General features: G+C 46.9%; 16 protein-coding genes. 8 read left to right on the top strand and 8 right to left on the bottom strand.

Translation table 11 applies throughout. The annotated features are described in order from the left end of the window. Positions 1-167 precede the first annotated feature (167 nt). From QTP81_RS08070 to QTP81_RS08050, 5 genes are all read left to right on the top strand, one after another. The gene (locus tag QTP81_RS08070) at positions 168-815 is read left to right on the top strand and encodes a methylamine utilization protein (RefSeq protein ID WP_289364844.1); all 648 of its coding nucleotides are present in this window, start codon (positions 168-170) and stop codon (positions 813-815) included. Positions 816-823: 8 nt separating this feature from the next. Then, positions 824-3,145, top strand: a complete 2,322-nt coding sequence (locus QTP81_RS08065; RefSeq protein ID WP_289364843.1) for a putative bifunctional diguanylate cyclase/phosphodiesterase — start codon at positions 824-826, stop codon at positions 3,143-3,145. A 32-nt stretch (positions 3,146-3,177) separates the two neighbouring features. Further along, positions 3,178-3,987 carry a DUF3034 family protein gene (locus tag QTP81_RS08060; RefSeq protein WP_289365613.1) on the top strand — a complete coding sequence of 270 codons (810 nt, stop codon included), beginning with the start codon at positions 3,178-3,180 and terminating at the stop codon, positions 3,985-3,987. Positions 3,988-3,995: 8 nt separating this feature from the next. Then, a complete protein-coding gene (locus QTP81_RS08055) occupies positions 3,996-4,409 on the top strand; it encodes a group I truncated hemoglobin (protein WP_289364842.1) in 414 nt (137 codons plus the stop codon). An 88-nt stretch (positions 4,410-4,497) separates the two neighbouring features. Next, a complete protein-coding gene (locus tag QTP81_RS08050) occupies positions 4,498-4,857 on the top strand; it encodes a YciI family protein (protein WP_289364841.1) in 360 nt (119 codons plus the stop codon). Between the two features lie 30 nt (positions 4,858-4,887). On the opposite strand, the gene QTP81_RS08045 is transcribed toward QTP81_RS08050, so the two are convergent. Continuing rightward, positions 4,888-6,162, bottom strand: a complete 1,275-nt coding sequence (locus QTP81_RS08045) for an RNA polymerase sigma factor (protein ID WP_289364840.1) — start codon at positions 6,160-6,162, stop codon at positions 4,888-4,890. A 133-nt stretch (positions 6,163-6,295) separates the two neighbouring features. On the opposite strand from QTP81_RS08045, the gene acnA reads away from it, so the two are divergent. From acnA to QTP81_RS08030, 3 genes are all read left to right on the top strand, one after another. Continuing rightward, complete coding sequence (gene acnA / locus QTP81_RS08040; protein WP_289364839.1) at positions 6,296-9,022, top strand: aconitate hydratase AcnA; 2,727 nt, start codon at positions 6,296-6,298, stop codon at positions 9,020-9,022. Between the two features lie 117 nt (positions 9,023-9,139). Beyond that, the gene (locus tag QTP81_RS08035) at positions 9,140-10,636 is read left to right on the top strand and encodes a GNAT family N-acetyltransferase (protein ID WP_434532976.1); all 1,497 of its coding nucleotides are present in this window, start codon (positions 9,140-9,142) and stop codon (positions 10,634-10,636) included. An 87-nt stretch (positions 10,637-10,723) separates the two neighbouring features. Continuing rightward, entirely contained in the window at positions 10,724-11,470 is a 747-nt protein-coding gene (locus tag QTP81_RS08030) for a hypothetical protein (RefSeq protein WP_289364837.1), read from the top strand. Positions 11,471-11,550: 80 nt separating this feature from the next. Here QTP81_RS08030 and rpsO read toward each other — a convergent pair whose 3' ends face one another. The 7 genes from rpsO to QTP81_RS07995 all read right to left on the bottom strand — a co-directional run bounded on the left by rpsO (position 11,551) and on the right by QTP81_RS07995 (position 18,852). Beyond that, entirely contained in the window at positions 11,551-11,817 is a 267-nt protein-coding gene (gene rpsO, locus QTP81_RS08025; protein ID WP_289364836.1) for a 30S ribosomal protein S15, read from the bottom strand. Positions 11,818-11,939: 122 nt separating this feature from the next. Continuing rightward, positions 11,940-12,911 (bottom strand): tRNA pseudouridine(55) synthase TruB, encoded by a 972-nt coding sequence (gene truB / locus QTP81_RS08020; protein WP_289364835.1) that lies wholly within the window; start codon positions 12,909-12,911, stop codon positions 11,940-11,942. Then, positions 12,911-13,318: a 30S ribosome-binding factor RbfA gene (rbfA, locus tag QTP81_RS08015; RefSeq protein WP_289364834.1), complete on the bottom strand. Its 408-nt coding sequence runs from the start codon at positions 13,316-13,318 to the stop codon at positions 12,911-12,913. Before rbfA ends, truB begins: the two co-directional genes overlap by 1 nt. Positions 13,319-13,396: 78 nt before the next feature. Next, a complete protein-coding gene (gene infB / locus QTP81_RS08010; RefSeq protein ID WP_289364833.1) occupies positions 13,397-16,006 on the bottom strand; it encodes a translation initiation factor IF-2 in 2,610 nt (869 codons plus the stop codon). A gap of 24 nt (positions 16,007-16,030) precedes the next feature. Continuing rightward, entirely contained in the window at positions 16,031-17,527 is a 1,497-nt protein-coding gene (gene nusA, locus QTP81_RS08005; protein ID WP_289364832.1) for a transcription termination factor NusA, read from the bottom strand. A gap of 37 nt (positions 17,528-17,564) precedes the next feature. After that, a complete protein-coding gene (rimP, locus tag QTP81_RS08000) occupies positions 17,565-18,023 on the bottom strand; it encodes a ribosome maturation factor RimP (protein ID WP_289364831.1) in 459 nt (152 codons plus the stop codon). Between the two features lie 304 nt (positions 18,024-18,327). After that, the gene (locus tag QTP81_RS07995) at positions 18,328-18,852 is read right to left on the bottom strand and encodes a hypothetical protein (protein WP_289364830.1); all 525 of its coding nucleotides are present in this window, start codon (positions 18,850-18,852) and stop codon (positions 18,328-18,330) included. Positions 18,853-18,867: the final 15 nt, after the last annotated feature.

Raw genomic sequence — 18,867 nt, 5'->3', positions numbered from 1 at the left:
ATGTCTATGGCTAACGTGCTATTAGATTAGGCTAAGTTTTGAATTCTGAATATGGGCAATGATTACGATCTATGACTAAATGCCCCGCATCCCCGTCCTAAACAGTAAACAGTAAACAGTATTTATTCTGCAAAATGTTTGCTATTTTTAATACTAATAGAGGTAACATGCTGATTCGAATGAAATATGCTTTTGCTAGCACACTATTAATGCTTTGCGCGTCGTTTGCGTCACTCGCTGAATATGAGATTAAGGTAATCGATCAGCACGGACAGCCCGTGCCTAACGCCGTAGTTGCTCATCGCGCTTATGCAGTGGTGCCTGCAACCGACAAAATCGCGGTTGTTGACCAAATTGATAAGCGCTTTGTACCTACTGTGGTGGCTATCCAACAAGGTGATAAAGTACGCTTTCCCAATAGCGATAATATTCGCCATCACGTTTATAGCTTTTCTCCAATCAAGGTGTTTGAAATTAAACTGTATTCAGGTAGTGATGTTGCGCCGATACAATTCGAACAAGCAGGTATTGGTGTATTAGGCTGTAATATTCACGATACTATGGTTGCCTATGTATACGTGTCTGACGGCGAAACGATGGCTGTCACCAACGTTGACGGTATCGCTAGATTTGCACAACCACTACCTGACTCTGTTACTGTCTGGCATGCTCAGATGTCCATCGACAATCTCGCTAAAGAAACTTTCGCTGTTCAGCAAGACACTGCGCTTCAGCAACTTCAAGTCACACTCATTGAAGCACAATCCAAGGAACAAAAACGTACCTTTGGCTCCCGAACCTTCGGCAAAGGATAACAACTAGATTGGCTTCCTACACACTGAATAAACACATCTTTAGACTCTCAGCGGGGTTAGTCCTGTTGTGCACAACAGCTATCTTGTTTAGCGTGTGGTCATCCACAATTGAACATGCCAAACGGCAACTGAGTGACACCCTTGAAGTTGCGCAATCCGTTGTTGTCGAAATCATGGGGAATCGCGAAGAGCAATTATTCAATTCGGCGAGTGTTTTAACCGATGATTTTGGCTTTAAGCAAGCAGTAGCCAGTGGCGATGCCAATACTATAGAAAGTGTCCTGCTTAATCACGGTGCGCGGGTTGAAGCTGATTTGATGGCGTTATTAAGCCTCGATGGCATGGTCACTCAGGCGACACTTGATGATATCGAACAACAAACCACCTTGGTGTCGAGCGAACTCATTGCGGAAACGTTACAAGTTGGTGGAGCAACATCCGTTGTACTGATCAATCAACGCCTGTATCAAATTCTACTACTGACGGTAGATGCCCCCCGCCCTATTGCAATAGCTATGATTGGATTTGAACTTGATATGGCATTTCTGGAACGTCTTAAAGCTATCACGTTACTAGAAACCACTATGAGCGTGAAACAAGGCGATGATCTGCTGTTTAGACGCACAACGCTGAACGATCTGCAAACCGTGACAAGCACTAGTTCTGACATAGAGTCACTGTCGTGGTTGTCGCTGGTAACCCTAAATAACAATCATTTTGTATCGCAAGAGTTTAGCTTACTTTCGGATGAAGATTACCAAGTTACGATTGGACTCTCCGACAACATTGAACGACTGTTTAATGAATTTAATGACCTACAAATCACCATCACACTTATTGCTGCAACCTGTCTTGCCTTATCGTTACTTTTCGGTGCTGCCGTGGCCAAACGGCTCTCTCGCCCGCTTTTGCGACTCTCAATGATCAGTCAAAAAATCGCTGCTGGTGATTATGAACAAGCCATAGATATTCGTTCTAGAACGACCGAGATTGCAGACCTAACCGGCTCTTTCATGTCGATGCAAAGCAATATTAAAGAACGTGAAGCGCAGATCAAATTTCAAGCCAGTCACGACATTCTGACCGGTCTGCTCAATCGCTACGCGATCAATGATGTCATTAACCAACAATTTGATAGTGGCGCAGAGTTTCAGGTGATCGGCGTCAATATTCTTGGGTTTAGGGGCATTAACGATGTCTTTGGTCATCACAATGGCGACAGTTGTTTGCAAGTCATAGCGACTCGCTTACAAGCACTTGGTGGTCAAGCTGCGCGACTGAACGGTGGCGAGTTTTTATGGCTCCCCGAACAGATCCAATCTCAACGTCGATTACACGAAATTCAGCGAGAATTACACCAGCCCATAGAAGTAGAAGGTGTGGTAATACAATTACGGGTGGCTATTGGCGAAGTGCTTTGCCCAACAGACAGTGCAGATACAACAACATTACTCAAGCACCTCACCATAACGCTTGACCAAGCACGCACCGAATCCAGTCTCATGGTTCGCTATTGCGCCGACTTTGAAGCTCAGTATACCCGCCGTATTACGATAATTACCGCGTTGAAAGAAGCGTTGGTCACCGGGAGCGAGTTATCCTTAGTTTATCAACCCAAATTGCATATGAGTAGCTTGAGCATAACCCACGTAGAAGCACTTTTACGGTGGAATAGCGTTTCTTTGGGATTTGTACCGCCGGATGAATTTATCGCTGTAGCCGAACAATCAGGACTGATTAAGGATGTTACCCATTGGGTCATCAACCGAGCAATTTCTGATGTCCAAGCAATGAAGCAACAAGGCGTTAATGTATGTGTTGCAATCAACTTGGCCGCATCAGATATCTTAAATGACGATTTGTTGCCGATGATCATCGATAAATCAATGCAAGCAGGACTTACCAACGAAAATCTCGCGTTTGAGATTACCGAAAGTGATCTCGTCGCTGACCATCAATTGGCCATTCAGCAGCTTTCGCGCTATCGCGAAGCGGGTTACTCACTCGCGATTGATGATTTTGGCACGGGTTATTCGTCGATGGCGTACCTTAAAAACTTGCCTGTCACCGATCTCAAGATTGATAAAAGTTTTGTGCTTAAACTTGCGAACAATGAAAGTGACCAACAGATTGTTCAAACAATTATTGGTTTGGCACACAGTTTTGGTTTGCAAGTTATCGCCGAAGGTGTCGAAGACAAAGCATCATTAGCCTTGTTAAACCACTGGAAATGCGAATATGCCCAAGGCTACTTTATTAGTCGTCCTGCGCCATTAAATGAGATAATTGTTTGGATCCAAAAATATAAGGATTTGCCATGGTCAGATTAAACCTGCTGCGCATAACGAGTATTGTGCTTTGTATGAGCGTAACATTTTCATCAGCGCACGCCGGTGAAGGCAAACTGATAGGTACTGCGGGTCTAGTGCAAATTGAGGGCACCGGCGGTGGTGGTATCGTTCCCTGGGCAACATTAAGCGGGTACGACTCAAGAGATGAGATCTCCATCAGCGCAGTGTCAACTCAAGTAGATATTGACGACTACCGGCTCAACGTATTGGGTGTATCTGCCTCGTTTTATGACCGCATTGAAATCAGTGCCGCCCATCACCGGTTTGATTTAAAAACCTTAGGCGGTGATATCAAGCAAAACGTTTTTGGCGTCAAATATCGTCTCTATGGTGATGTGGTTTATTCCGATTGGCCACAAATCAGTGCCGGCCTTCAACACAAGCGCTTGGAAGACAAAACCATCGCGCAATTATTAGGCGCCGACTCTGTATCGAGCGGCACTGATTTTTACCTTGCTGCTACCAAGGTGCATTTGGGCGCGATCGGCGGCTACAACGCGGTTTGGAATGTAACCGCACGTGCTACTCGAGCAAATGAACTCGGCCTTTTGGGCTTTGGTGGTGCGCGTAACGATGATTATGAGGTCATGCTAGAGGCGTCTGCTGGCGTGTTACTCTCTCGCCACGTTGCAGTCGGCATGGAGTATCGGCAGAAGCCTGATAATTTAGGTTTGGGCGAAGATGATTGGGTCGACTTTTTTGTTACTTACATACCCAACAAACACTTCGCTCTTACGCTAGCCTGGGCTGAACTCGGCAGCATCGCCGGTGCAGAAGATCAAAACGGGTTGTATTTATCCATCAACGGTCAACTATGGTGAGACTGGCTATGCGAATTCTGTCATTTATTCTACTGGTCGCATTAATGAGCGGCTGTGCATTGAATCAAACTACCGTATTCGAACAATTGGGCGGTCATTCAAAAGTTAATGAAATTGTTGAAAATTTCGTCATAGAAATCGAACGAGATCCCGTTATCCTTGCCTATTTTGAAGGGGCAAATATTGATCGTTTCGTCACCAAATTGAGTGAGCAAATTTGCCAGCGAACAGGTGGGCCCTGTGAGTACACGGGCGATACCATGGAACAAGTGCACGCTGGGATGAATATCACTGAAGCTGACTTCAACCGCACTGTAGACTTATTAATTAACGCGATGAACCGCGCAGATGTTCCGCATACTTTGCAGAACCAAGTGCTCAATGCGCTTGCTCCGACGCGAAAAGAAATGCTGTATTTGTAATTTTTTTCTAACAAGTGTCCTCGATGGGATCCTTCAACCGTCATAGTTATGCATAGCAAATGCAAAACACTTAAAAGAGGAAATAACAATGCAAGAATACATGTTGATCTATCAAGGTGGCGATCCCGATGCACATGACAATATGAGCGGTGAAGACTTTCAAAATGTCATGCAAAAATGGGAAGACTGGATGAACGCGCTAGCAGAGAAAGGCCAGCTGGTGTCAGGTGGAAACCCCCTACACTATGCCGGCAAGCGCATCAACGGTGACCACGTGGTAACCGATATCGCAGCGGCAGAGTTTAATGAATTAGTTAGTGGCTATTCGATTATCGCTGCCAGCAGTATTGATGAAGCAGTAGAGATTGCCCAGCGCTGCCCAATCTTTAACTATCCAAAAATCAAAGTAGAAGTTCGCGAAATCATGCAATTGGAAAGCGAACACTAAATCTCGCGGCGACTAACGAGCTTTCGCAGGTTAGTCGCTGAGTAATTTTTTGATTTGCCTATCCAAACCTGCCAATGCTTTTGTGGGTAAACCGGCGGCAGCACATTTGTTACGGTACAGCTTTGCCTTTATAGAATCTTTTGATAACGCTGACACGAACGCTTGAGTCGCTAAAACCCGCGCAGCAATCGCCGGCGAGTAGCGGCTATCAACATTCTCAAGAGTCGCTAGTGCAGCGTTGATATCGCCATGTTGAGCCTGTGCAACCGCTAAATTAATGGCAACAGGCGGGGTTGGCTCAAGTAAGTACCATTTATGATAATAATCCACTATCAATGACCACTGTGTGTGCGTAAATGAGCTAGCGCGACTGTGCTCATAGGTGATCAATGCTTCCAATAGAAAGCGCTGACTTGCTTCTGTCTGTGGCATATCAAGCGCCTGCTCTAACAGCTTCGCAGCGTCAATAAACAGACCCGTATGCCAAATCGCACGGTTTTGCTCATCAATCGCTACCATCTCACCATGTTCGTCGAACCGTGCTGGCCAACGAGCCATGTGAAACTGGATAATCGCCATTAGCGCATAACTACCGGAAGAGGCAATTTCCTTGTGGTCTAGGATAATTCGTAAATAGCCTCTTACCGTTGTGGCTATTAGCTCGCGGGTCGCCAAATCTGGTCCAGCTTGGTTTACCGTTTCGTTAAACATTAAATACAGCGCTAAATGTACGTGATGTAATGCATTAGGTAAGTGTGTTTCCTCGGGGATGGAAAAGTCTGCGGACTGTATCGCTTGTTTCGCTCTAACTAGACGTTTTTTAACGGTTTCAAGTGGTAACAGTAACGCGCGACTGACGGCCTTGGCGTCCATTCCACACAGCGTTTTTAATACTAGAGGTAAGCGATTGTGTTGTGGCATATCAGCACTACTTAACCAAAACAACAAACGCAATTCATCATCGGTGATAACCGCTGCGTCAAACGCCTTTTCAACCGTACTGGAAACCGTCCACTCACTGGTTAGGGGCTCGGCTAAACGCTCTGCATACTTGAGTCTGACATCTTGCGCTCGCAACGCATCAAGTGTTTTACGCTTTGCTACGGTCGTAAGCCAAGCGGTCGGTTGTTGGGGTATCCCATCAAGTGGCCATCGCTCGAGCGCTTGAATGAACGTGTCTTGCACAATATCTTGAGCCAAGTCTAAATTCGACGGCCCAACAAGCCTCAGGAGTACACCGGTTAATTGACCACGACTCTGCTGTAACGCCTGAGCAATCCGTTGGTGCAAAACTGTTTCACTCATAATCTCCCTCAGCGTTGTGAAACCATTGGTCTAGACTACAATTTAACCTTATTAAACAATAGTTTTATCGTCGGTGAGCAAAATATTTGCTCGCTGCGTACAAAATTCAGTGATCAGCGTAAAAGGAACAACAATGAGCCTAAACAGCTTTGATGCAGCCAAGCAAATTGATATTGCGGGTGAAGCGTATACGATTTATGAACTAAGCGCACTTCCTGCGCAGGATAAAATTGCGCGCTTGCCCTTCAGTATAAAAATATTACTCGAAAACTTGCTACGCAAAGAAGATGACCTTCACGTTACCAAAACTGACATTGAAGCCGTTATCAATTGGGAGCCCAATGCAACGCCAAGTGAACAAGTCGCATTTGCACCTGCACGCGTGGTATTGCAAGACTTTACCGGTGTGCCTGCCATTGTCGACTTGGCAGCCATGCGTGATGCAATCATTGGCTTAGAGGGCGAGGCTGACAAGATCAACCCTCAGGTGCCTGTTGACCTTGTCATTGACCACTCGGTTATGGTCGATTTTTTCGGTACCGACAAGGCTTTAGAACAAAATACAACGAAAGAATTTGAGCGTAATCAAGAGCGCTACCAATTCTTACGTTGGGGCCAAAAAGCCTTTTCGAATTTCCGTGTTGTCCCGCCAGGAACGGGCATTGTGCACCAAGTCAATCTTGAATACTTGGGCCAAGTGGTGATGCAAAATGAACAATCGGGAGAAACAATGCTTTATCCCGATACATTGGTCGGCACCGACTCTCACACAACGATGATCAATGGTCTGGGGATCCTAGGTTGGGGTGTTGGCGGGATTGAAGCCGAGGCAGCTATGCTTGGCCAACCGATCAGTATGCTACTCCCTGAAGTTATCGGCTTTAAGTTTGAAGGCGCATTACCCGAAGGAGCTACCGCTACTGATCTGGTGTTAACCGTTACGCAAATGCTGCGAGAGAAAGGTGTGGTCGGTAAATTTGTCGAGTTTTTTGGCGATGGTTTGTCAAACCTGCCGCTTGCCGACCGTGCAACGATTGCTAATATGGCGCCAGAGTACGGGGCTACTTGTGGCATCTTCCCAATCGACGATGAAACCTTAAAGTACTTGCGACTCAGCGGTCGTGAACAGTCGCACATTGACGTAGTTGAAGCCTATGCGAAACACCAAGGCTTATGGCGTAATGACGGTCAGCCCCACGCTGATTATACCGATACATTGACGCTCGACCTCAGCACAGTTATTCCGAGTATTGCTGGTCCTAAACGGCCCCAAGACAAAATTGCATTAACAGAAGCAAAATCTAATTTCATTGAGCATATGCAGTTGCAAGGTTTCGATTTGAATAATGAGACCCTTGCGCGTTTCGCTGATGAAGGCGGAGCATCGGCAATCGGTAAACAACCGTCTTCAGGAATGGAGGTGTTTGAGCTCGATGGTCAGAAGCACCACCTCAAGCACGGTGATGTGGTAATCGCTGCAATTACTTCATGCACCAATACGTCAAATCCAGACGTGATGATTGCCGCCGGTTTAGTCGCTAAAAAAGCGCGTGAGAAAGGCTTGCGCCCGAAACCGTGGGTCAAAACATCCTTGGCCCCCGGCTCACAAGTGGTACCAGCCTACTTGGAGTCAGCCGGTGTATTAGATGATTTAGAAGCTCTCGGCTTCGATGTGGTTGGATTTGGTTGCACTACCTGTATTGGTAACTCTGGTCCATTGCCCGCGCCAATCAGCGAGGCGATACAGCGCGGTAGCCTCACCGTGACGTCTGTCCTTTCTGGTAACAGAAATTTTGAAGGTCGTATTCACCAGGACGTGCGCGCTAATTATCTTGCCTCTCCTCCATTGGTAGTCGCCTATGCGCTAGCTGGCACCATGACACTCGACTTAACATCGGAGCCACTTGGGCAAGATAACAATGGTAACCCAGTAATGCTCAGCGACATTTGGCCAACCCGTGCTGAAATTAATCAAATCGTTGCCGAAAACCTTGACGCAAACATGTATCAAAGTCGTTATGCGGAAGTGTTTGAAGGCACTGAACAATGGCGTTCCCTGCCGGTACCAGAGGGTAAAACCTACAGTTGGCCGGCATCAACATACGTGAAAAACCCGCCGTTCTTCGACAATATGCAAGCAGCAGTGTCAGATTTGCCGCGCATTGAAAAAGCCCGCTGTATCGTCAAAGTTGGCGATTCTATTACCACCGATCACATCTCTCCGGCAGGTGCGATCCAGTCAAATAGTCCGGTCGGCGAATATCTGCAGGAAGAAGGTGTATCACCAGCAGATTTTAATAGCCTCGGCTCACGGCGTGGCAATCACGAAGTGATGATGCGTGGCACCTTTGGTAATACCCGTCTGCGCAACCAATTAGCGCCCGACACCGAAGGTGGCTTTACGTGCTATTTCCCCGAGAACACAACGCAAAGCATCTATGCGGCTGCGATGCAATACCAACAGGACAAGACACCACTGGTGGTTTTAGCCGGAAAAGAATACGGCACAGGCTCAAGTCGTGACTGGGCGGCTAAAGGCACTAAGTTACTCGGTATTGAAGTGGTCATTGCGGAAAGTTACGAACGGATCCACCGCTCGAATTTAGTCGGTTTTGGCGTGCTTCCACTGCAGTTTGAAAAGGGAGAAAGTGCTGATTCATTAGGCTTGTCTGGCCGCGAATCCTTTACCTTTGGCGAGCTGACTGAAGGTCAAACTGCACTTGAGGTTATTGCCGAACAAGAAGATGGAAACACCATCGAGTTCACCACAAAAATTCGCATCGACACTGCCAGTGAATGGCAATACTATCAACACGGTGGCATCCTGCATTACGTACTGCGTAATCTAGCAAAGTCATAGTGTTTGGCTAAATTGTCATTCTCCATTGAAGTAACCAAATAGGATTATTGCGTGACTGATAACATTACAACGGCGGAGGAATCTCCGGAACACATACTAGAGTTGCGACATTTAACCATGAAGGATTTTGCCGATATCAAGGAGCTCATGGATGTCGTATATGCACAAGCGGGAGGTGCATGGACACCGAAAGAATACAAAGCCCAGATATCAACGTTTCCCGATGGACAGATTTGTATCGAAGACAAAGGTAAAGTCGTTGCGGCCGCGTTTTCGGTGATTGTTGATTACGACCAATTTGGCGACAAGCACACCTACAATGAAGTCACTGGCGACGCCTATTTAACCACCCACGATCCCAATGGTGATGTGTTGTATGGCGTCGATATTTTTGTTTCCCCAGAGTATCGGGGCATGCGCTTAGGTCAGCGTTTATACGAGGCGCGCAAAGAGCTGTGTCGCAACCTTAATTTAAAGTCGATCATTGCTGGTGGGCGGATCCCCAACTACTCAAAACACGCACAAGACATGAGTCCGTATGAATACATCGAGCGGGTAAAATCAAAAGATATTTACGATCCTACCCTAACCTTTCAAATCTCTAACGGTTTTGAAGTCAAACAGGTGTTAAAAGCCTATTTACCCGAAGACAAGGCTTCGTTGGGTTATGCCACGCTTTTACAGTGGCACAATATTTATTACGACGCAGAAAAACCCAACTTAATTGGTGGCGTGAAAAGCACCGCCCGAATAGGTTGCGTACAATGGCAAATGCGGTACTTTGAAAACGTCGATGAACTATTGCAACAAGTTGAATACTTTGTCGATGCATTGAGCGATTACAAATGTGATGTAGCCCTGTTCCCAGAGTTTTTTAATGCGCCGCTGATGGGATTGAGCCCATCGGACACATCAATCGATGCGATTTGGCATTTGGCTACTTATACCGAAGAAATTCTGACCGCGATGTCACATCTTGCGGTGTCCTATAACATCAATATCATTGCTGGCTCTATGCCGGTAATCGAGGATGACGAGTTATACAACATTAGCTACCTCTGTCATCGCGATGGCCAAGTAGAAAAACAACCTAAATTACACCCAACGCCGCATGAAAAAGAAGACTGGATCATGAAAGGCGGCAATCAGCTGACCGCCTTTGAAACAGATTTCGGCAAAATTGGCATTCTTATCTGCTACGACGTAGAGTTCCCCGAGCTAGCGCGTATTCTCTCAGAGCAAGAAATGCAGGTGCTTTTTGTGCCGTTTTGGACAGACACTAAAAATGGTTACTTGCGTGTGCGTCGCTGCGCTCAGGCCCGTGCGATCGAAAACGAATGCTATGTCGCAATTGCTGGTAGTGTGGGTAATCTACCTAAAGTTGACAACGTCGATATTCAGTACGGGCAAACGGCGGTTTTCTCACCGTCAGATTTTGCATTCCCACACGATGCGATCGTTTCAGAAACGACGCCCAATACGGAAATGACCTTAATTGTAGACTTGGATTTTGACAAATTGACCAAATTACAAAACGAAGGCTCGGTACGCAATTATCTCGACAGGCGACGTGACTTGTATCGCGTGGAATGGATTGGCAATAGCGACGAATAAAGGCGATACGGTACATGGTATATGGATCTCGAAAACGGTATCATGAGCGCAGATTTATGAATTTTAGTAACTTCAGTTTGGAATTTTATGGCTGCAAATAACAATGATGACTTTCCACAAATCAAACTTGATGAAGAGGATAGACGCGGTCATCAACAGAAAACTCCGCCGGCAAGAGGAAAAACAACAGCAAGCGCTGCCCCTGCGGGTTCCAGCAATAGCTCAGGGGGTAACGGTTTAGCGACTTTTGCACTGATCTTAGCGTTGGGTGCTGGTGGTGCAGCGGGTTACTTGTATATGCAGTTACAAACGCAGCTTGGTGCAGCGCAAAATGCAGAAGCGCGGATCGCTGATTTAGAGAATCGCTTGTCGGCAACCGGCGAAGATCTGGGAGAGTCAACCGTTGCTCTGCAAGTAAAAGTATCCGAGCTTTCCAATCGCGCCGATGAGTTGTGGGAGCAAATGGATAAATTATGGGCATCGGCGTGGCGTCGCAACCAAAAAGAACTCGGCGATCTGACAACTAAAGTTGATGAGCAAGTCGCAGCATTGCGCTCCACCACAAGCACGAATGCATCTACAGGTACAACCAACAAGCAGACACTTGATAACCTATTAGTTCAGGTCGATAGCTTAGCCAGTGAAGTGTTGTCGTTAAACGTTCAACTTGAACGCGCATCGGTTAGCGCTGGTAGCACACAACGCGACCTGCAAGCGGCAACGGAAAGGCTAACTCTGCTAGAACAGCGCAATGCAGCACTTGTTACCCGCCTCAACCAGGTTGAAACTGAAGTGCGTAATTTAGCGACTAAAATAGCGAGTACAGGTCCTTAGGCTAGTTAAAGCTCATAGCAGAAAGTTAAAGACACAAAAAAAGCGCCGATATGGCGCTTTTTTTTGGACTTGGCAGTCGATTAACGACGTAGGCCAAGACGCTTGATTAGGCTAGTGTAACGCTCAGCGTTTTTGCCTTTAAGGTAGTCAAGCATTTTACGACGCTGACTTACCATGCGTAACAAACCACGACGTGAGTGGTGGTCTTTTTTGTTGCTCGCAAAGTGACCTTGAAGCTTGTTGATGTTGTGCGTTAACAATGCAACCTGTACTTCAGGTGAACCAGTGTCGCCTTCTTTAGTTGCATATTCAGCAATGATTTCTGCTGTTTGTTCTTTAGTGAGCATAGGATTCTCCTAATGAGTTTAAATACCGGAATGACCAATCACTAATTCAGCCCATTCCAAAAGAGCGCGTATTATAGCGATGCCGCCGCTTAACGCAAGTAAAGTTGGTAGTAAATAACGATTTAATTGAACACCACTAACCGCTTTGGGCGTACAAAAGTGTAACGGTCAAATAGTTGCGGCGATTGATCGCGGGCTTTTTCAATGTGTTCACCCACGCCAATAAAGCGTTTTTCACCTTCTTCACATTGTTGATAAATCCGCACAAACTGACCGAGCTCAGCTGCAATCGAACACGGAACGCTTTGACCGTGTAAAAACCTATCACCTAGTGCGAAGTCAACATCCATTGCCGGTAAATCCATGGCTGCTGCCTCCATGGGTAGAAGGAGCTGATCTAGCGCACTAAAATCGCCCTCGTCACTACTTTGCATGGCTTCAAGCTCAGTTAATGTATACATGGGTTCAGCGCTGTATTGCGAAACGGCTACACGATGTAACTTGGAGACATAGGCACCACAACCTGCCGCCTGGCCCATATCATCCACTAGCGTGCGGATGTAGGTACCCTTAGAACAATGCACACGCATATGGGCATTCGTGCCGTCAAAGCTCAATAACTCCAATACAAAAATGTTGATATCACGAGCAGGACGTTCAACGGTTATTCCTTGTCGCGCATACCAATACAAAGGTTTTCCGTTGTGTTTTAACGCCGAATACATGGAAGGCACTTGTTTACTGGGCCCTTTAAACTCATCAATGAGCTGGTTCAACTGCTCTTCACTTAGGTCAACGTCAGCTTCTGCAACAACTTCACCATCAGCATCTGAAGTGGTAGTGCGAACGCCAAAAGTCGCAACAACTTCATAGGTTTTATCGGCATCGAGTAAAAACTGGGAAAACTTAGTGGCCTCACCTAAACATATCGGTAGCATGCCGGTCGCGAGAGGGTCTAAAGCACCAGTATGGCCTGCCTTTGCTGCTTTATATAAGCGCTTAACGCGTTGCAAGGCGTCATTCGAGGAAACCTCTAGGCCTTTATTCAACATAAGCATGCCGTGGATGGCACGCCCCTTATTGCGTCGCCCCACTAGTCTTGTTCGTCCGTATCGCTTGGCTCTTCACCGGCTCTGCGCTTATCATCAGCGATAGTCTGTGAAACAAGATTTGAGATGCGGATCCCTTCGGTTAGCGATGCATCACGGAAGAAATGGATAGCCGGTACCGAGCGCATGCGCAGGCGCTTTGCCAGTAACGAACGCACCATACCTTTTTGCTCCTGTAGCAGCTTTAAGTTTGCTTCAACAACCTTCTCGTCGTTGTCGTAAAAGGTCACAAAAACCTTTGCATGTGCAAGGTCGCGCGACACTTCCACCCCAGAAACCGTCACCATAATCAGCTCGGGAATGCGATGCTTTACTTCATTTTGTAAAATACTTGCCACTTCTTTGTGGACTTGTTGGCCTACCCGGTCAGTTCGAGAAAACTCGCGTGCCATGGTGTACTCCTAAATCTTTCTCAGAGCGCAAAACGGAGGCTTATGCCTCCGTTCAACGCTTATTTGGCAATTGAAATGCTAGATTTCGCGTTTAACTTCAACAACCTCGAAGACCTCAATCTGGTCGCCGACTTTTACATCATTGTAGTTCTTCACGCCGATACCACACTCCATACCGTTGCGAACTTCTTGTACGTCGTCTTTAAAGCGACGCAATGACTCAAGTTCACCTTCGTAAATTACGACGTTGTCGCGCAATACGCGGATTGGGTTACTGCGTTTAACCGTACCTTCGGTAACCATACAACCTGCAATGGCACCCAGTTTCGGTGATTTAAACACATCACGCACTTCGGCAAGTCCCATGATTTCTTGTTTAAACTCTGGCGCAAGCATACCGCTCATCGCTTGCTTAACTTCGTCAATCAAGTTGTAGATTACGCTGTAGTATCGCAAGTCAATTTCTTCAGCTTCAATCACGCGGCGTGCTGTAGCATCTGCACGAACGTTAAAGCCTACGATAATTGCACTCGAAGCCGCAGCTAAGCTGGCGTCAGTTTCCGTGATACCACCCACACCGCTACCGACGATGTTAACCTTAACTTCGCTAGTAGACAGCTTGATAAGTGATTCAGAAATCGCTTCTACAGAGCCTTGAACGTCAGCTTTAAGTACAACGTTCAACTCGCTCACATCACCGGCTTCCATGTTAGCGAACATGTTTTCCAGTTTCGCTTTTTGCTGCTTGGCTAGTTTCAGCTCACGCTGTTTAGCGTGACGTTTAGCGGCAACTTCACGCGCTTTACGCTCGTCTTGTACCACTAACGCGTCTTCACCAGCAATAGGTACGCCTGAAAGGCCGAGTACTTCTACTGGCGTTGATGGACCTGCAACCTTAACTTCTTTACCGTTCTCATCGCGCATCGCACGCACACGACCGTACTCTTCGCCACACAGTAAAATGTCACCAGTACGCAACTCACCTTGCTGCACCAATACCGATGCAACTGGACCACGACCTTTATCCAAGCGTGACTCAATAACGATACCGCGACCTGCGCCTTTGCTAACCGCTTGTAAATCAAGTAGCTCTGCTTGCAAGGTAATAGCATCGAGTAATTCATCAATCCCCATACCCGTTTTGGCAGATACATTGACGAACTGGTGCTCACCGCCCCACTCTTCAGAAATAACTTCTAATTGTGAAAGCTCGGTTTTTACGCGATCGGGGTCAGCTGTCTCTTTATCCATTTTGTTGACCGCAACAATCAATGGTACGCCCGCTGCACGCGAGTGCTGAACCGCCTCTTTAGTCTGTGGCATAACGCCGTCATCAGCCGCCACAACCAATACAACGATATCAGTTGCGGTAGCACCACGCGCACGCATTGCTGTAAATGCTGCGTGTCCAGGCGTATCCAAGAATGCGATTCGACCTTTATCAGTTTCTACGCTGTATGCACCGATATGCTGGGTAATACCACCCGCTTCGCCGTCTGCTACTTTAGCGCGACGAATATGGTCAAGCAGTGACGTTTTCCCGTGGTCAACGTGACCCATAATGGTTACAACCGGCGCACGAGTCGTTTTCTCACCCGAGTTAGAATCTGCAATCAATTCTTCTTCTAAAGCGTTGTCATTCACCAACTCATACTTGTGACCCATTTCTTCAATCACAAGTACAGCAGTGTCTTGATCAAGTACTTGGTTGATCGTTGCCATCTCGCCCATTTTCATCATGGTCTTGATAACTTCGTTCGCTTTAACTGCCAAACGACTCGCCAACTCACCTACAGTGATGGTTTCACCCAGTTTAACAACACGCTCAACGGGTTGTGCTGGCTTATTAAAGCTGTGTTTTAAGTCTTCACCGGCATTCTTGCGCGACTTTTTGCGGCGACGTGAAGAGCGCTCAACTTGCATGTCTTCTTCGTCTTCCGCTTCTTGAGCATAACGGTTGGAGTGCAAGTGAACTTCTTCAGCTTCCTCGCGCTTACGACGTTCTTCCTCTTCCTTCCAGCGACGTTCGTTCTCTTCCGCTAGCTTGCGTGCTTCATCAGCAGCGCGTTTAGCGTCTTCTTCAAGCTTGCGCTGTGCTTCTTCTTCCTGCTGCTTCTTAAGTCGCTCTTCTTCTTTGCGTGCCGCTTCTTGTTCAGCTTTTTCTTCAGGCGTCAGTGCCGATTCTGCTGCTTTGCGTTCTTCCGCCTCTTTCTTTGCCTTTTCAGCGCGCGCTGCACGTTCAGCTTCTTGTGCCTTACGCGCTTCTTCCGCTTTGCGCGCCTTCTCTTCAGCCGCTTTCTTAGCTGCTTCAGCCGCCTCTTTTTCAGCTTTCAAACGCGCCTCTGCTTCTTCAGCCTTGCGACGCGCTTCCTCTTCAGCTAAACGCTGCTCTTCAACTTCGGTACGCTTGACGTAAGTACGCTTTTTGCGTACTTCAACCTTGACCGCTTTGGACTTACCAACACTTAATGTGCTGGTAGTTTTGCGCTGCAATGTCATGCGCTTGGGCGCTTCAGAGCCAGTGCCGCCATGCTGCTTGCTTAAAAAGTCTAACAGCTGACGCTTTTCGTCTTCAGTCACGCTATCAGACGCACTTTTAGTAATACCGGCGTCTTTGAACTGAGTTAACAGACGGTCAACCGTTGTGCCAATATCACTGGCGAGTTTTTCAATGGATACTTCTGCCATTACTGGAATTTCCTCTCGTTGACCTTATTCTTCTTCACTAAACCAAACGATGTTACGCGCAGCCATAATTAGCTGGCCGGCTTTTTCTTCGTCTAGTTCTTCAATATCGCTGATTTCATCTGTACCTTGCTCGGCTAACGACTCAAGATCAGTGATGCCGCGGCTTGCCAATACAAACGCCACGTGGCGCTCCATACCTTCAAGGTTAAGAAGTTCTTCTTTTGGCTCACTTGCTTCTAACGACTCTTCGTTAGCCAGTGCTTGAGTAGTCAAGGTTGCACGTGCGCGATTACGCAACTCTTCAACCGTCTCTTCGTCAAGACCTTCAATCGCTAGTAACTCACCGACTGGTACGTATGCGACTTCTTCTAACGTCGTAAAACCTTCGTCAACCAACACCGTGGCAAAGTCTTCATCAATATCAAGACCTGCAGTGAAGACTTCCAACACTTTTGCATTTTCTTCAGCGTGCTTGTTGTTGAGATCTTCAACTGTCATAACGTTGAGTTCCCAACCGGTCAATTGACTGGCAAGGCGAACGTTTTGACCGCTACGACCGATTGCTTGTGCTAGGTTGTCAGCTTCTACTGCTACGTCCATGTTGCCGTTATCTTCGTCAACAACAATTGATGCCACTTCAGCAGGTGCCATGGCGTTGATAACGAATTGCGCTGGATTCTCATCCCACAACACGATATCGACGCGCTCACCACCGAGCTCGCCAGAAACCGCTTGCACACGTGAACCACGCATACCAACACACGCTCCTACCGGATCTAAGCGTTTGTCATTGGTTTTTACTGCAATTTTTGCCCGTGAACCTGGGTCACGCGCCGCAGATTTAATTTCAAGCGTTTCTTCAGCAATTTCCGGTACTTCTAAGCGGAATAGCTCAACCAACATGTCAGGATGAGTACGACTGATAAACAATTGTGCACCACGTGCTTCTGGGCGAATGACGTAAAGTAATCCGCGTACGCGGTCGCCAGGGCGGAACGTTTCACGCGGCAACATATCGTCGCGGAAGATAACGCCTTCAGCGTTGTTGCCAAGGTCAATAATAATATTGTCGCGATTAACTTTCTTAACCGTACCCGTAACCAGCTCACCCACGCGATCTTCGTATTCAGCAATCATTTGCGCACGTTCAGCCTCGCGGACTTTTTGTACGATAACTTGCTTGGCAGTTTGCGTAGTAATACGGTCGAACGCGATTGATTCAATCTGCTCTTCTACGTAATCCCCTACTTGAACTTCCGGGTCGTCAATCTGTGCTGCAGATAAGGTCATTTCTGCATACGGATTTTCTTGCGGCTGATCGTCAGGCGTTACTAACCAACGACGGAAGGTATCAAAATCACCAGTGTCGCGATCAATGGATACGCGCACTTCAATCTCGCCTTCATTTTTCTTTTTAGTGGCGCTCGCTAATGCGTATTCCAACGCTTCGAAAATCTTCTCACGAGGAACCATTTTTTCATTCGATACGGCTTCCGCCACTAACAAAATTTCTTTACTCATCTCTTGCCTCATTGACAATTACAGCGATTCGATGCTGTTAATCAAACGTTGGAACTAGGTTCCCTTTTTCTATATTCGCAAACGCCAAGTCGAACGTTTGACCATCAACTTCAACACTTATAACGCCGTCTTCAACGGCCACAAGTGTTCCTTTAAAATTGCGTCGATTATTCATTGGCATCGACAACCTAACATTCACTACTTCACCAACAATGGCAGCATAGTGTTGCTCTTTAAATAGCGGGCGGTCCATTCCAGGAGATGATACTTCTAAGTTGTATTCAGTACTGATTGGATCTTCTACATCCAGTACCGCACTTACCTGGTGACTTACCTCGGCACAATCGTCCACGTTGATACCGTTTTCGTGGTCGATGTACACACGCATAATCGAATGCTTACCCGCACGGACAAATTCTACGCCGACGAGCTCAAAACCAAGCGCTTCAACTGGCGCGTTTAACATTGTTGTTAGCCGTTTTTCAAGTTGCGACAAACAAACCTCCAAATACGAAAAAAGGGCCTATAGCCCAACTGAAGTGCACTTTACAACCAACGTGCCGATACTGAAATTTACCAACAAAAAACCCCGGACTAATGCGGGGCTCATATACTGGCTGGAAACACTTGTGAACTCACCAGTTTTCCAAAAATGAATCGGCATGTTGACTTCACAACAAGTGCCTCGCGTGAAACGTTACTTTCCGAAGAGGGAGCCCGTCTCACTAATTGCCGCGTAGTATACCTTCTGTAGCCTTCGCCTGCAAGCCTAATAAGGCTTGCTGCATACGATTCAAACTTCACTCAATTGCGTCTGGATCGCCGTACTTTCTGACCATCAACGCTTCGAGTTTACTCGAAATGTTTTGCAAATGAGCCAGCAGCTCTGGTGAATCTTCCGCCAACTTAGCAATGTGCGCGTAAAACTCTGCCTGTTTCTCCTTGGTCAAAAAGTTAATCTGATCACCATCAACGACGAAATTGTTGCTTACGCCCAACCACACTAATTGCGTTTGATAGGCGGTTTCGTCACGGTAAAACCGCGGTAGACATTCTCGTTGCGCAATTTGAGTACCAATCGGTTTCACGATTCGGCAATCAATCGCAAATTGACGTTCGGTATTTATACGATTAAATACATCATACATAGCCACTTTAGCGCGCTCGTATTCCCGTACGTAATATTCAATAGAGCGCTGACCTTTGACTGAAACTACCTCGATGTCTTGCTCAACAGCTTCCGTTTGACCGTATGCATTGACAGTTGTACCGCCAAATATAAGCCCTGCTGCTAAACATGTCGTAAGTACTAAATTCTTTTTCATCTCAAGTCACCCTTG

This window comes from Neoalteromonas arenosi, assembly GCF_030362855.1.
Taxonomy (GTDB): Bacteria; Pseudomonadota; Gammaproteobacteria; order Enterobacterales; family Alteromonadaceae; genus Alteromonas_E; species Alteromonas_E arenosi.
Note: the sequence above shows the minus strand (reverse complement) of the source record. Positions and strands in the feature narration are given on the sequence as shown.

Excerpts from the sequence above, each read along its gene's own strand:
- QTP81_RS08070 (WP_289364844.1), top strand. The coding sequence starts at position 168 with ATGCTGATTCGAATGAAATATGCTTTTGCTAGCACACTATTAATGCTT.
- QTP81_RS08060 (WP_289365613.1), top strand. The coding sequence starts at position 3,178 with ATGAGCGTAACATTTTCATCAGCGCACGCCGGTGAAGGCAAACTGATA.
- QTP81_RS08055 (WP_289364842.1), top strand. The coding sequence starts at position 3,996 with ATGCGAATTCTGTCATTTATTCTACTGGTCGCATTAATGAGCGGCTGT.
- QTP81_RS08050 (WP_289364841.1), top strand. The coding sequence starts at position 4,498 with ATGCAAGAATACATGTTGATCTATCAAGGTGGCGATCCCGATGCACAT.
- QTP81_RS08045 (WP_289364840.1), bottom strand. The coding sequence starts at position 6,162 with ATGAGTGAAACAGTTTTGCACCAACGGATTGCTCAGGCGTTACAGCAG.
- acnA (WP_289364839.1), top strand. The coding sequence starts at position 6,296 with ATGAGCCTAAACAGCTTTGATGCAGCCAAGCAAATTGATATTGCGGGT.
- QTP81_RS08035 (WP_434532976.1), top strand. The coding sequence starts at position 9,140 with ATGAAGGATTTTGCCGATATCAAGGAGCTCATGGATGTCGTATATGCA.
- QTP81_RS08030 (WP_289364837.1), top strand. The coding sequence starts at position 10,724 with ATGGCTGCAAATAACAATGATGACTTTCCACAAATCAAACTTGATGAA.
- rpsO (WP_289364836.1), bottom strand. The coding sequence starts at position 11,817 with ATGCTCACTAAAGAACAAACAGCAGAAATCATTGCTGAATATGCAACT.
- rbfA (WP_289364834.1), bottom strand. The coding sequence starts at position 13,318 with ATGGCACGCGAGTTTTCTCGAACTGACCGGGTAGGCCAACAAGTCCAC.
- infB (WP_289364833.1), bottom strand. The coding sequence starts at position 16,006 with ATGGCAGAAGTATCCATTGAAAAACTCGCCAGTGATATTGGCACAACG.
- nusA (WP_289364832.1), bottom strand. The coding sequence starts at position 17,527 with ATGAGTAAAGAAATTTTGTTAGTGGCGGAAGCCGTATCGAATGAAAAA.
- QTP81_RS07995 (WP_289364830.1), bottom strand. The coding sequence starts at position 18,852 with ATGAAAAAGAATTTAGTACTTACGACATGTTTAGCAGCAGGGCTTATA.